This is a genomic window from Rathayibacter sp. VKM Ac-2929, from assembly GCF_022815495.1.
Taxonomy (GTDB): domain Bacteria; phylum Actinomycetota; class Actinomycetes; order Actinomycetales; family Microbacteriaceae; genus Rathayibacter; species Rathayibacter festucae.
On the sequence record NZ_JALGRV010000001.1, the window covers coordinates 375,478 to 388,136 of the forward strand.

Here is a 12,659-nt window from a genome sequence, read left to right on the forward strand (position 1 = left end):
GACACGCCGTGACGGGAGCTCATAAGTGGCATCTCGCGGGAGGGGTCAGGAGCCGAGGGCTGCGAAGCGCTCGATGTCGGTGGGGGTGCCGCTGACGACGATGAGGTCGTGGTTCGAGACGACGGTCTGCTCGGTCGCGTAGGTGAAGGGCTTGCCCGGGCTCTTCACGCCGACGACGGTGACGCGGTGCTTGCGGCGCACGCCCGACTCGGTGAGGGTCAGGCCGCGGATCGGCTTGGGCGGGTACATCTTGGCCAGCACGAAGTCGTCGTCGAACTCGATGAAGTCGAGCATGCGGCCCGAGACCAGGTGCGCGACGCGCTCGCCCGCCTCGGCCTCGGGGTAGATCACGTGGTTGGCGCCGATCCGCTCCAGGATCTTGCCGTGCGAGCGCGAGATCGCCTTGGCCCAGATCTGCGGGATCTTGAGGTCGACGAGGTTCGCGGTGATCAGCACGGACGCCTCGATCGAGGAGCCGACGGCGACGACGGCGACCTGGAAGTCCTGCGCGCCGATCTGGGCGAGGGCGTCGAGCGAGCGGGCGTCGGCCTGGACCGCGTGGGTGACCCGCTCCGACCACTTCTGCACGAGTCCGGCGTCGGCGTCGATCGCGAGCACCTCGCGGTCGAGGCGGTCGAGCTGGCCGGCCGTGGCGGCACCGAAGCGACCGAGGCCGATCACCAGCACCGGGGCGTCGTACCTGATGCGGTCAACCAACGATGGGCCTCTCTTCCGGTCGTCTGAACAACTGCCTGCGCTGGCTCGCGGCGAGCGCGGCAGCGAGAGTCACGGTACCAACGCGGCCCATGAACATCGTCAGCGCCATCACGTAGACACCCGACGTCGGCAGCTCGGCGGTGAGCCCGGTCGACAGGCCGGAGGTGGCGAACGCCGAGATCACGTCGAAGAGGACGTGGTCCAGCGACGCCTTGGTGATGTGCAGGATCAGGACCGAGGAGACGGCGACGGTGGTGGCTCCCCAGAGCACGACGGAGACCGCGAGGCGCAGCACGTCGTTGGGGATCCGGCGGCCGAACGCCTCCATGTCGTTGTTGCCGCGCGCCTCGGCGAACGCCGCGAGGAAGAGGATCGCGAGCGTCGTCACCTTGATGCCGCCCGCGGTCGAGGCCGAGCCCCCGCCGATGAACATCAGCATGTCCGTGACGAGCAGGCTGGAGCCGTTGAGATCGGGGATCGAGATGGTCGAGAAGCCGCCCGAGCGCGTCATCGTCGACAGGAAGAAGGACTGGAAGACGGTGTCGCCGGCGTCGAGGGTGCCGAAGGTCGTCGGATTGTCGAACTCGAGCACGATGTAGAGCACCGCTCCCGCGACGAGCAGGATCAGCGAGGTGACCAGCGTGAGCTTCACGTGCACCGACCACTTGCGCGGGCGCCGCCAGCCGCGCGAGAAGGCGTAGATCACCGGGAAGCCGATCGAGCCGAGGAAGACGCCGATCATCAGGATGCCGAGGAACCAGTAGTCGTCCTCGAACGGCGTGAGGCCGGCAGCGTTGGGCGCGAAGCCGGTGTTCGTGAACGCCATCGCGGAGTAGTAGAAGGAGTGCCAGATCGCCTCGCCGATCGGGATCCCGTCGATCAGCATCCGCGGGAAGAGGAGCAGGGCGACCACGATCTCGATCACCGCCGCGCTGATGGCGACTGTCGCGAGCAGACCGCCGATCTCGCCGAGCCGCACGGCCTGGCCCTCGGCGACGGGACCGGAGTGGATGCGGAGCGGGTTCGAGTCGCTCGCAGCCATCAGCTTCGCGCGGAGCCCGAGGCGGCGCGAGATGGCGAGACCCATGATCGACGCGAGCGTCAGCACGCCGAGGGCGCCGATGTTCACGCCGATGAAGACGATCGAGTGGCCGAACGCGGACCAGTGCGTCGCCATGTCGACCGTGGCGAGGCCGGTGACGCAGATGACCGACATCGCGGTGAAGAAGGCGTCGTGCAGCGGAGTGACGGTGCCGGTCGTGCTCGACACCGGCAGCGAGAAGAGCAGGGTGAAGACGAGGATCAGGCCCGAGAAGATCATGATCGCGAAGCGCGACGGCGAGCGGCCGGCGAAGTCGTCGACGAGGTCGCGGGCCCGGGCGAAGCTCGACCACGGCGAGGCCGGCGAGACGCCCACGGGGCTGCGGAACTGCTGCCGAACCACCACGGCGGGCCCTCCACTCGATCGCGGCCATGCTACCCGCTCGCCGGTCGTCGCCCGGGGCGCCGGGACGCCATGCGCCGCGGGGCATACGCACGGGCGACACCCTGCCCGCGGCGGAGGGCGCTGACTACCCTGGGGGGATGGCTGACATCTTCGCGGTGATCGCGGACGGCACCCGCCGCGACATCCTCTCGCTCCTCCTGGAGCAGCGGGTCGAGGGTTCCGGGGGCGCCGGCGGCATGAGCGTCTCGCGCATCGTGGCGAAGCTCGAGCTCAGCCAGCCGACGGTGTCCAAGCACCTCAAGGTGCTGCGCGAGGCGGGGCTCGTCACCGTCCGTGAGAGCGGGCAGCACCGCATCTACGCACTGCAGTACGGGCCGCTGGTCGCCGTCGAGGACTGGCTGCTGCCGTTCGGCGCGGCGGACGAGGCCGACGAGGGCGCCGCCGTGCTCGACGCGGCCGCCGCCGCCCGGGCCGAGTCGCTCGGGCGGGCGCTCGCGGAGCGCACCCACCAGGTCACCGCGGTCGTGCAGGACATCCAGCGCGGCGTGAGCGAGGGAGCGACGAAGGTCGCGGGGGCGCTGCGCATCCGGAAGTGAGGCCACGTCGGTCGCCGCCAGGGGTGGCGCGACGGCGCGGATCCTCGTCGGTGTCCGCGTCGTGTAAGCTCGCGGGAGCCAGTTTTTCGTAAGCGGCCGTCCGTCGGGCGGTCGACCCCCTGAACGTTGTGAGGTCTTCGTGGGTTCTGTCATCAAGAAGCGTCGCAAGCGTATGGCGAAGAAGAAGCACCGCAAGCTGCTTCGCAAGACTCGTCACCAGCGTCGCAACAAGAAGTAGGCTCGCGCCTCTTCACCCTTCGAGCGTCCGCCCCTCTGGGGTCGGGCGCTCGTCTGCGTCTATGGGGTCGCTCCGTCCCGGGTCCCGCGCGATGGCCGCGGCTACAGTGGTCACGTGGATGTGGCACTGACTCTCGTGGGCAAGCCCGGCTGCCACCTCTGCGACGACGCCCGCGCCATCGTCCAGCAGGTCCTCGCCGAGCTCGCGGACGTGCCCGGCGCTCCGAGCGTCTCGCTCGCCGAGGCCTCGATCCTCGACGACGCGGAGCTGCACGAGCGTTTCGTCGAGGAGATCCCGGTCGTCCTGATCGACGGACGCGTGCACACCTACTGGCGGGTCGAGCCGGACCGCCTGCGTCGAGCCCTGCTCGAGCGCGCCTGACGGCAGCGCGACGGCGGGACTCCGCCGTGATGCGAATGTTGTAGAAGGCCCCTCGGATGGGGGACCGGAGTGCCTGCGAGTGCTCGCGGTTCGCGCATAGTCTCTTCACGGGGAGGCTCGCTCCCCGCGTTCGGGGTGCGTTCGGCGTCTCGCGGGGGAGGAACTTCCATGACTCGACAGCGTCTGCTGAAGCAGCGTCGCCGCTCCACGGCCTCCGCGCTCGCGCTCGCCCTGCTCGTCGCGGGGCTCGCGCTGCCGGCGTCGGCCCACGCGGAGACGCTTCCGGGCGGTACTGCGACCACCGCGGCCGAGTCGACGGACGTGCCGAGCCTGCCCGAGGAGCCCTCGGAGCCGGCGGAGCCGGAGCAGCCTTCCGAGCCGGAGCAGCCGTCGGAGCCGGCGCAGCCCTCGGAGCCGGAGGTGCCGAGTCTGCCGGAGCAGCCGTCGCAGCCGGAGGTGCCGAGCGTGCCGGAGCAGCCGTCGCAGCCCGAGCAGCCGTCGCAGCCGTCCGAGCCCGAGCAGCCGTCGCAGCCGCAGCAGCCGTCCCAGCCCGAGCAGCCGTCGCAGCCGGAGCAGCCGTCCCAGCCCCAGCAGCCCTCCCAGCCCCAGCAGCCCTCCCAACCGCAGCAGCAGCCGACCACCGGTGGCGGTGGGCAGACGCAGCAGTCGCCCGCCGGCGGCTCGGGCAGTGGCGGCGGCAGCACCGGCGGCACCGCGACCACCGAGGCCGGCGCGACGCCGCCCCGCGCCTCCGCGCCCGGCCGGACCCTGCTCTCGACCTCCGCTGGCGACCCCGCCGCGGCTCCCACGCCTGGGACCGAGACCGCCGGCGGTCCCGCCGTCTCGGTGTTCCTCACCCGTGACGCCGGCGTCGACCCCGGCGCGCTCACCGTCGACCTGGCCCGCTTCTACGGAGTCGGCGTCGCCTACGCCGGATTCCAGCGCGAGGAGAACGCCACCGCGACGCTCAAGGCGCCGGCCGGCACCGAGACCCCGCTGACCGTCGAGAACCGCCAGGACGGCGAGACGACCAGCACCGGATCGGCCACCGTTCCGACCGCCGCGCTCCTCTCCATCGGCACCTACACGGTGACGATCTCGGGTGACCGCGGCTCGTCGGCGACCACGACGTTCGCTCTGATCGCCTCCTCCGCTCCCGGGATCCTCGTCGAGCCGCGCGAGGCCTCCAGCTCCGAGGCGGCCATGCCGCGCGGCGCGGTCTGGGGCTTCGGCCCGGTCGAGAGCGTCACCGTCGGCGCGTACACGACCGCCGGCGTCCAGGCGGACCTCGCGGCGGGCGACCTCGCGGTCCGCGTCGACGCGCTCGGCTGGTCCGACCTCGACCTCGGCGAGGCCGTCGTCGCGGAGCCCACGGCCGAGGTCTACTGCATCGTCGCGGTCGGCTCGGTCAGCAAGCGCACCGCCGCGGTCACGGTCGCCTATCCGGCGGAGGGCGCGACCGCGACCGCTCCCGACGCCGCGCAGGTCTGCGGCATCGCGATCACCTCCGCCAAGGCCGGCGCCGTGCCACCCGCGGCCGCCGGCACCGGCGGCCTCTCGGCCGGGGTCGGCCTCACCATCGGCGCCGGCGTGCTCGTCGCGCTGCTGATCGCCGGACTCGTGACGGCCGTCGTCCTGCGCCGTCGCCGCGAGAACGACGACCTGCTCATCGGCGGACCGCTCCCGCACCCGACGGAGCAGTGAGGCGCCGCGCCCGGTGCGTGACGACAGTCTGATCGCGGCGCTGCACCGCGGTCGTCCCCGGACGATCGCGGCGGCGGCGGAGCTGGTCCACCTGGCGCCGGCCGACGTGCGGATCGCCGTCGACCGGTTCCGCGCCCTCGGGCTCCTCGGCGGCGAGGGCGAGGAGATCGCCTACGTCCCGCCCGCCGACTGGGCGGCGGACGCGGTCCTCCGGCACACCGTGGCGGCTCGCCGTGCCACGCTCGAGGCGCTGGACGGCATCGAGCGCCTCGTCGGCGACCTGCCCTCGCTGCTCGGAGCGTGGTCGGTCGGCGCCGCCGCGGACGATCTCGTCCCCACGCTGCTGCGCCACGGGCCGCACGCCTCGGAGGACCTCTGGTTCGACCTCGTCCGCAGCGACTCCGGGACGCTGATCGCGGTGCTCCCGGACGTGCAGCGCTTCCTCGATCCGCCGACCGAGCGGGCGCTGCGCTTCGGCGAGGCGCTGGCGGCGAAGGACCGGGTACGGGTCATCATCCCCGCCGAGGGCGTCCGGGACCCGCGGGTGCTCGCGCGGATCGAGGCGTACCAGAAGGCCGGGGTGGAGTACCGCCTGCTCGAGGCGATGCCGAGCTGGTTCTGGGTCGACGGCGAGTACCTGGCCGTGCCGTTCGAGTGGGGCGAGACCCGGCCGACGAGCGTGCTGGGCGTGCGGCACGAGGCGCTCGCCGGACTCGTCAGCGCCTACTTCGAGCAGCTGTGGCGGCAGGCGCTGCCGGTCGATGCGGCCGAGCAGAGCTGGACGTCGCTGCTCCGGCTGATGCGGACGGGCCTCACTCTCGAGACGGCGTCGCACCGGCTGGGGATCAACCCCCGCACGGGGCGGCGCCGCATCTCCGCCGCGATGGAGCACTACGGCGCTCCGACTCTCTTCGCCCTGGGAGCGGCCTGGGCGGCGGAGGAGGGCCGGGCGGCCCCGGAGGGACCGGCCGAGGTGTAGCGGCGCGGCTCCGGTCCGGGCTTCCCGGCCCAGGTGCCGAGAAGGGTCCCGACCACTCGGGGAGGGTTCGGGTCGCCCCGAGTGGTCGTCTGCGCCGACCAGGCAGTCCCCAGTGTCCGGAGTCGGGCCCGCGCGCCGCAAGCGCCGCTTGCGGACATGTCCGGAAGAGGGCGTCGGCTGAGCTCGACGAGCCGGCACCCTTCTTGCTGGTCGAGTAGCCCGGAGGGCGTATCGAGACCCACCGTCGTCCGGTGGGTGGATCTCGATGCGCCCGCTCCGCGGGCTACTCGATCAGCAGGGGACGTCAGCCGGCGGCGGTGAAGCGCAGCAGGATGGTGCGGGCCTCCGGGCGCAGCTGGAAGTCGGGCCAGACGTCCGGGCCGCAGGCGCGCGAGCCGAGGCCGTGCTGGGCGGCGTCGATCGTGAGCACCGAGCGGGTGGACGCGGGCAGCTCGTGCGGGTGGCCTGCCGCCGTCAGCTCGTGCGCGGTGTGGCGCGCGAGCGTGAATCCGGGCAGCCGGCCGTGCAGGTCGGCTGCCGCCTCGATGCGCAGGCGAGCGGACCCGCCCTCGCTGAGGATCAGCTCCCGCACGGCGCTGCGGTGACCGTTCTCCTGCGGGCGCGCGTACTCCGTCTTGAGCTCGTCGATGCCGGCCGAGAAGCGGCCGACCCTGGTCGCGCGCATGCTGTCGGGGTACGACTCCCGCGGTCCGGTGCCGAACCACTCCGCGCCGTCGACCGACGCCGGGAGGTCGAGCCGGATGCCCAGCCGCGGCCAGACCGAGCCCCAGCCGCGGGTCGGCACCAGGTCGACCCGGAGGACGACCGCGTCGCCGTCGAGGCTCCAGTGCTCCTCCACGAGGAGCGCCGCGTCGAGGTCGGCGGCGGACCAGCGGGTGCGCCGGCGGACCCCCGACGAGGTGTCGACCGACTCGACCCGGCCGACCAGCCGGTCCAGTCCCACCTCGCGCCAGCGCGACGCGGAGGACGGCGCGGGCACGCCGTTGCCGTTGCCGGCGCGCGGGTCGCCCTCCGTGTACCCGGGGAAGCCGTCGCCCTCGTCGTTGTCGGTCGGCGCACGCCAGAGCTCGGCGCGCGGCCCGTCGACCGCCAGGCCGGCCAGCGCGGTGAGCCGGCCGTTCCGGAAGCTCGCGAGGCCCAGAGCACCCTCGACGGAAGCGCCGCCGCGGGGCGAGCGCGCCCAAGCGGGGATCGGTGCGAGCGCGGAGAGACGGCGCTGACCGGTGGAGATCACGTGCCCCTCCTCGGCCCAGACGGTGCGCGACGCGAGCGCCGCGTCGACGGTCAGCCACGCCTCGCCGCCGGTCGGCACGTCGAAGGAGGGCAGCGCGAGCCGAGCGGAGTCGCCCGCCGCGATCGAGGGAGCGTCGAGCACTCCCTCCGCACTCACCCTGCCGTCGAGCTCCACCCGCCACGCGAAGCGCAGGTCGGCGGTCGACGCGTCGTGCCGGCGGTTCTCGACCAGCACGGCGTCCGCCTCGACCGTGACGCGCACCGGCGCCACGATCTGCTTCCACTCGAACAGCCCCGGACTCGGCGTGCCGTCGGAGAGGACCATGCCGTCCATCACGAAGTTGCCGTCGTGCACGACCTCGCCGAAGTCGCCGCCGTAGGCGTAGTACTCGACGCCCTCGGGAGTGCGGGCGCGCAGACCGTGGTCGCGCCACTCCCAGACGAAGCCGCCGTGCAGCCGCGGGTAGCGGTCGACGAGGTCCTCGTACTGGTCGATCGCTCCGGGGCCGTTGCCCATCGCGTGCACGTACTCGCAGAGCAGGAACGGCTTCGAGCGCTGGCGCGCCGACTCGCCCGCGGAGCAGCCGAGCAGCGGCGTCCGCGAGTCGTCGCGGCCGATCTGCTCGGTCTCGGGGATCGACGAGTACATCCGCGAGTACACGTCGGTGTAGGCGCCGGTGTAGTCGCCCTCGTAGTGCACGGGGCGCTCGGGGTCGCGGCCGTGCACCCAGGACGACATGGCGGCGAGGTTCGCACCGGTGCCGGCCTCGTTGCCGAGCGACCAGATGACGATGCTCGGGTGGTTCTTGTCGCGCTCGACGGTGCGCTCGATCCGGTCGAGGTACGCCTCGCGCCAGGCCGGGTCGTCGCTGGGGTTGCCCTTCCAGCCGTAGCGCTCGAAGCCGTGGGTCTCGAGGTCGCACTCGAGGATCACCCAGAAGCCGAGCTCGTCGGCGAGGTCGAGCAGGCGCGGGTGCGGCGGGTAGTGGCTGGTGCGGATCGCGTTGACGTTGAACCGCTTCATCATAGCGAGGTCCGCGCGGGCGAAGTCCTCGTCGAAGGCGCGGCCGCGGTCGGGGTGCGTCTCGTGGCGGTTGACGCCGTGGAAGACGACGCGCTCGCCGTTGACCAGGAAGCGGTCGCCGCGGATCTCGACGGTGCGGAAGCCCAGGCGGAGCGAGACCGTCTCGCCCGAGGAGGCGACCTCGGCGTCGTAGAGGCGGGGTGCCTCCGCCGACCACGGCTCGACGGCCGGCACCTCGATCGGAGCGACCTCCACGGCGCTCGCCCAGACCGTCTCGATGCCGAGCTCGGGGACGCGGAGGGTGACCGGGAAGGCCGCGTCGTCCGCCGTCAGCTCGGTCTCGATCCGGCCCGCGCCGGCGGCGAAGGAGGCGCGCACGAAGACGTCCTCGACGCCGCCGACCGGGCGGGCGATCAGGTGGACCGAGCGGAAGATCCCCGGCAGCCACCACTGGTCCTGGTCCTCGACGTAGCTCGCGGCGGACCACTGGTGCACGCGGACGACGACGAGGTTCTCGCCGGGCCGCACCGCCTCGGTGACGTCGAACTCCTGCGCGAGCCGGCTGCCCGAGCCGATGCCGATCTCGACGCCGTTGACCCAGACGCGGTAGCGCGACTCGACGCCGTCGAAGCGGAGCACGACCGCCTCGGCGCCGGCGAAGGACTCCGGCAGCTCGAAGCTGCGGCGGTGGTCGCCGGTCGGGTTCTCGTCCGGGACGAACGGCGGCTCGGTCGGGAACGGGAACTGCACGTTCGTGTAGGCGGGGAGTCCGTAGCGCCCGTCGCCCTGGAGGACCCAGTGCGACGGGACGGGCAGCACGTCCCAGCCGGAGTCGTCGAAGGACTCCGCCCCGACGTCGTCCACCCCCTCGCCCTCGGGCAGCGCATCGGCGCCGCCGGGCGTGCCCGGTGCGGCGGGGAGCAGGCGGAAGCGCCAGTCCCCGTCGAGCGAGAGCGTCGGTGCGTCGGTGTGCAGCCACGAGCGGGCGGCGCGGCGCCGGCCGGAGCCGGGGCCGGTGTCGGCGAGGTAGTGGAGGGACGTCGGGGCGAGGGTCACTTGACGGATCCTTCGGTCAGGCCGCCGCGCCAGAAGCGCTGCAGCACGATCATGGCGATGGCGAGCGGGATGATCGACAGCAGGACGCCGCCGGTCGTGAGCTCGTAGAACTCGGGCAGCCGGTCCACCTGGCTGAGCCAGTTGTTCAGGCCGAGGGTGATCGGGAAGAGCTCGGTGTCCGAGAGCATCACGAGCGGCAGGAAGTAGTTGTTCCAGATCCCGACCAGCTGGAAGAGGAACACGGTGACCAGTGCCGGGGTGAGGATCCGCAGCCCGAGGGTGTGGAAGATCCGCAGCTCGCTCGCGCCGTCGATCCTGGCGGCCTCGATGATGGCCGTGTCGACCGTCGCCTGCGCGTAGATCCGGCAGAGGAACAGGCCGAACGGCGAGACCAGCGAGGGGATCAGCACGCTCCAGTAGGTGTTCGCGATGCCCATCTGGCTGAAGAGCAGGAACAGCGGGAGCGCGGTGGCGGTCCCGGGGACGAGGACGCCCGCGAGGATCGTGCCGAAGACGAGCTTGCTGCCCTTGAACTCGTACTTCGCCAGCGCGTAGCCGCCCGCGGCCGCGAGGTAGGTCGCGAGCAGCGCACCGACGCCGGCGTAGAGCACGGAGTTGAGGAACCAGCGGACGAAGATGCCGCCGTCGTAGGTCAGCACCTGGCCCAGGTTGTCCCAGAGCGCGAAGGTCGGCGCGAACCAGAAGCCGTAGGTGGCGAAGAGGTCGCCGGTGGTCTTCGTCGCGGCGACGACGACCCAGTAGACCGGGATCAGGAAGTAGATCGCGACGACGACGAGGATCGCGGTGACGATGATCGTCGAGGCGCGGTTGCGTCCGGCCGAGCGGTCGGGGCCGCGGCCGGCCTTTGCGGGTCGTTCTGCGGTGACGATGCCGGTGGTCGTGGGCGCATCGGCGGTGGCGCGCTCCGTCGTGCTCATGAGGACTTCCTGTTCGAGATCGAGAGGAACGTGAAGGAGAGGGCGAACGCGACGAGCGCGATCAGCACGGCCTGCGCGGCGGCGACGTTGTAGTCGTTGTAGGCGAAGGCGGTGGTGTACGCGCTGAGGTTCGGCGTGTACTGGCTGTCGATCGCAGGTGCGACCGTCTTCAGCACCTGCGCCTCGGCGAACAGCTGGAGCGTGCCGATGATCGAGAAGATCGTCGTGAGCACGAGGGCCGGGCGGATCAGCGGCAGCTGGATGCTCCGCGCGACCCGCCAGGTGGAGGCCCCGTCGACCTTCGCGGCCTCGTAGAGCTCGACCGGGATCGACTTCAGCTGAGCGACGATGATCAGCATGTTGTAGCCGGTGTAGCTCCAGAGCGAGATGTTCGCGATCGACCAGAGCACCGAGTTCGCGCCGAGGAAGTCGGGGTCGAGGCCGACCACGTTCGCCGCGTCGATGATCGGGCTGAGCCCGGGCACGTAGAGGAAGGACCACAGGATCGTCGCGATGACGCCCGGGACGCCGTAGGGCAGGAAGTACGCGGCGCGGAAGAAGCCGGGGAAGCGCGCGGACGCGGACTCGAGCATCAGCGCGAGCACCGTGCACAGCGCGATCATGATCGGCACCTGCACGATGCCGAAGAGGAACATCCGGCCGATCGAGGCGATGAAGTTGCCGTCGGCGAGGGCCTGCGCGTAGTTGTCGAAGCCGGCGAAGCCGCTGGTCACGCCCGCCTCGCCGAAGAGGCCCGAGCGGGTCACCTTCGTGAAGCTCGAGCCGATGGCGACGACGATCGGGATGATGAAGGTGAGGACGAAGAGCGCCAGGAACGGCGCCAGCAGGATCCACGGGGCGCGGGTGACGGAGCGGCTCCGCTTCGAGGCGCCGGGCGCCTTCGAGGTGGCGGCGACCGCGGCGGCGGCGGGGGAGGTCGTGGTGGTCATGCGGAGGCCTTCCTGATGCTGAGGCCCTTGTTCTGGAAGACCGTGATGATCTGCTGCTCCGCCTGCGCGACGGCGTCGACGAGGGAGAGCCCGGACGCCTTCTTGCGGAAGCCGTCGCTGAGGATGTTGAACGACTGCTGCGTGACCGGCCACCAGGACCAGTCCGGGTTCTGCTCCGTCGCGGCGGGGACGAAGACGTCCTCGTTGTAGTTCTGACCGCTGAAGAACTCGCTCGGGCCCTTCCGGACCGAGCCGATCTCGCCGACCGCCGGGGACCAGCCGATGCCGCTGTTGGCGATCATCGCGTCGATGCCCTCCTGCGTGGTGGTCATCCAGACGGCGAACTCGAGCGCCTCCTTCGGGTGCTTGCTGTTCGCGAAGACCGCGGCCGTCGAGCCGCCGAGGAAGCTCGAGCCGTAGCCCGTGCCCTCCCAGACCGGCATCGGCGCCGCGCGCCACTTGCCCGCCCCGCCGCTGACGCCCTCGATCAGGGCGTCGCCCCAGCTCGCGGTCGTGCAGGAGGCGATCCCGCCGTTCGCGGCGGCCGCGAACCAGGCGGGGGAGTAGGCGCCGTAGCCGACCTCGACCAGGTCCTGGTCGATCGCGGAGTCGAAGAAGGAGGCGACCTTCGTGGTGGCCTCGTCGGTCATGTCGATGACCCAGCCGTCCTCCTCCGCCTTCAGCCACTGCGCGCCGGCCTGCGTCGCGAAGGCGGCGAAGACGGAGGCGTCGGCGAGCGGGAAGCAGTCGATGTAGGAGTCGACGCCGCGCAGCTCGGTCGCGACCGCGGCCCAGTCGTCCCAGGTGGTGGGCGTCTCGGCGCCGACGCTGTCGAAGATCTCCGGCTGGTAGAACAGCGCCATCGGGCCGCTGTCCTGCGGGATCCCGTAGACGCCGCCGGTGTAGCTGACCTGTCCCCAGAGGGTCGGGTCGTAGCGGTCGGCGTAGTCCTCGGCGCCGTAGCGGTTGAGGTCGACGAGGCCGTTCACGAGCAGGAACTCGGGGAGCGAGCGCATCTCGACCTGGCCGAGGTCGGGCCCGCCGCCGGCCGCGAGGGCCGAGTAGAGCTTCTGATAGCCGCCGGCGTTGCCGCCGGGGATCCAGACCGCGTCGACCTGGACCTCGGGGTGCGAGGCGTTCCAGACGTCGCAGACCTTCTGCAGGTCCTTGAGCCAGGCCCAGTACTGGAGCCGGATCGGCCCGTCGGCCGCCGGGATCGCCGCGCCGGCGTTGACCGAGACGGTGCCGGGCGTGGAGCAGGCGGTGAGGCCGCCGAGTGCCGCGGTGCCGAGGCCCGCGGCGAGCAGCTGTCGCCGGGTGAACGGATGCATGTGTCCCTCACTTCATCGTGGTGGAGTCCGGGACCAGTCCGCCC

General features: G+C 71.9%; 11 protein-coding genes. 5 read left to right on the top strand and 6 right to left on the bottom strand.

Going from position 1 to position 12,659, the window contains the following annotated elements; all coding sequences use genetic code 11:
* Positions 1-45: 45 nt before the first annotated feature.
* Together MT355_RS01655 and MT355_RS01660 are read right to left on the bottom strand one after the other, a co-directional pair.
* Entirely contained in the window at positions 46-717 is a 672-nt protein-coding gene (locus MT355_RS01655; protein WP_123446620.1) for a TrkA family potassium uptake protein, read from the bottom strand.
* Positions 710-2,134: a TrkH family potassium uptake protein gene (locus MT355_RS01660; protein ID WP_374204633.1), complete on the bottom strand. Its 1,425-nt coding sequence runs from the start codon at positions 2,132-2,134 to the stop codon at positions 710-712. The genes MT355_RS01655 and MT355_RS01660 overlap by 8 nt, the downstream gene beginning before the upstream one ends.
* 167 nt (positions 2,135-2,301) lie before the next feature.
* On the opposite strand from MT355_RS01660, the gene MT355_RS01665 reads away from it, so the two are divergent.
* From MT355_RS01665 to MT355_RS01685, 5 genes are all read left to right on the top strand, one after another.
* Positions 2,302-2,760, top strand: a complete 459-nt coding sequence (locus tag MT355_RS01665; RefSeq protein WP_123736765.1) for a helix-turn-helix transcriptional regulator — start codon at positions 2,302-2,304, stop codon at positions 2,758-2,760.
* 139 nt (positions 2,761-2,899) lie between these two features.
* Positions 2,900-2,998 (top strand): 30S ribosomal protein bS22, encoded by a 99-nt coding sequence (locus tag MT355_RS01670; protein ID WP_003792170.1) that lies wholly within the window; start codon positions 2,900-2,902, stop codon positions 2,996-2,998.
* 114 nt (positions 2,999-3,112) lie between these two features.
* Positions 3,113-3,379 carry a glutaredoxin family protein gene (locus MT355_RS01675; RefSeq protein ID WP_243598292.1) on the top strand — a complete coding sequence of 89 codons (267 nt, stop codon included), beginning with the start codon at positions 3,113-3,115 and terminating at the stop codon, positions 3,377-3,379.
* Positions 3,380-3,547: 168 nt separating this feature from the next.
* Positions 3,548-5,083, top strand: a complete 1,536-nt coding sequence (locus MT355_RS01680) for a hypothetical protein (protein ID WP_243598293.1) — start codon at positions 3,548-3,550, stop codon at positions 5,081-5,083.
* A 13-nt stretch (positions 5,084-5,096) separates the two neighbouring features.
* The gene (locus MT355_RS01685; RefSeq protein ID WP_243598294.1) at positions 5,097-6,062 is read left to right on the top strand and encodes a hypothetical protein; all 966 of its coding nucleotides are present in this window, start codon (positions 5,097-5,099) and stop codon (positions 6,060-6,062) included.
* 304 nt (positions 6,063-6,366) lie between these two features.
* Here the strand turns inward: MT355_RS01685 and MT355_RS01690 are convergent, their stop codons facing one another.
* From MT355_RS01690 to MT355_RS01705, 4 genes are read right to left on the bottom strand one after another with little or no spacing between them, the layout of a single operon-like run.
* Positions 6,367-9,396 (bottom strand): glycoside hydrolase family 2 TIM barrel-domain containing protein, encoded by a 3,030-nt coding sequence (locus MT355_RS01690; RefSeq protein ID WP_243598295.1) that lies wholly within the window; start codon positions 9,394-9,396, stop codon positions 6,367-6,369.
* Complete coding sequence (locus MT355_RS01695; protein WP_123705362.1) at positions 9,393-10,334, bottom strand: carbohydrate ABC transporter permease; 942 nt, start codon at positions 10,332-10,334, stop codon at positions 9,393-9,395. The genes MT355_RS01690 and MT355_RS01695 overlap by 4 nt, the downstream gene beginning before the upstream one ends.
* Positions 10,331-11,284, bottom strand: a complete 954-nt coding sequence (locus MT355_RS01700; RefSeq protein WP_123732826.1) for a carbohydrate ABC transporter permease — start codon at positions 11,282-11,284, stop codon at positions 10,331-10,333. Before MT355_RS01700 ends, MT355_RS01695 begins: the two co-directional genes overlap by 4 nt.
* A complete protein-coding gene (locus MT355_RS01705) occupies positions 11,281-12,615 on the bottom strand; it encodes an ABC transporter substrate-binding protein (RefSeq protein WP_243598296.1) in 1,335 nt (444 codons plus the stop codon). Before MT355_RS01705 ends, MT355_RS01700 begins: the two co-directional genes overlap by 4 nt.
* Between the last annotated feature and the right edge of the window lie 44 nt (positions 12,616-12,659).

Bases quoted from the DNA above. Each gene is read 5' to 3' on its own strand.
- MT355_RS01665 (WP_123736765.1), top strand. From the start codon at position 2,302: ATGGCTGACATCTTCGCGGTGATCGCGGACGGCACCCGCCGCGACATC.
- MT355_RS01680 (WP_243598293.1), top strand. From the start codon at position 3,548: ATGACTCGACAGCGTCTGCTGAAGCAGCGTCGCCGCTCCACGGCCTCC.
- MT355_RS01695 (WP_123705362.1), bottom strand. From the start codon at position 10,334: ATGAGCACGACGGAGCGCGCCACCGCCGATGCGCCCACGACCACCGGC.
- MT355_RS01700 (WP_123732826.1), bottom strand. From the start codon at position 11,284: ATGACCACCACGACCTCCCCCGCCGCCGCCGCGGTCGCCGCCACCTCG.
- MT355_RS01705 (WP_243598296.1), bottom strand. From the start codon at position 12,615: ATGCATCCGTTCACCCGGCGACAGCTGCTCGCCGCGGGCCTCGGCACC.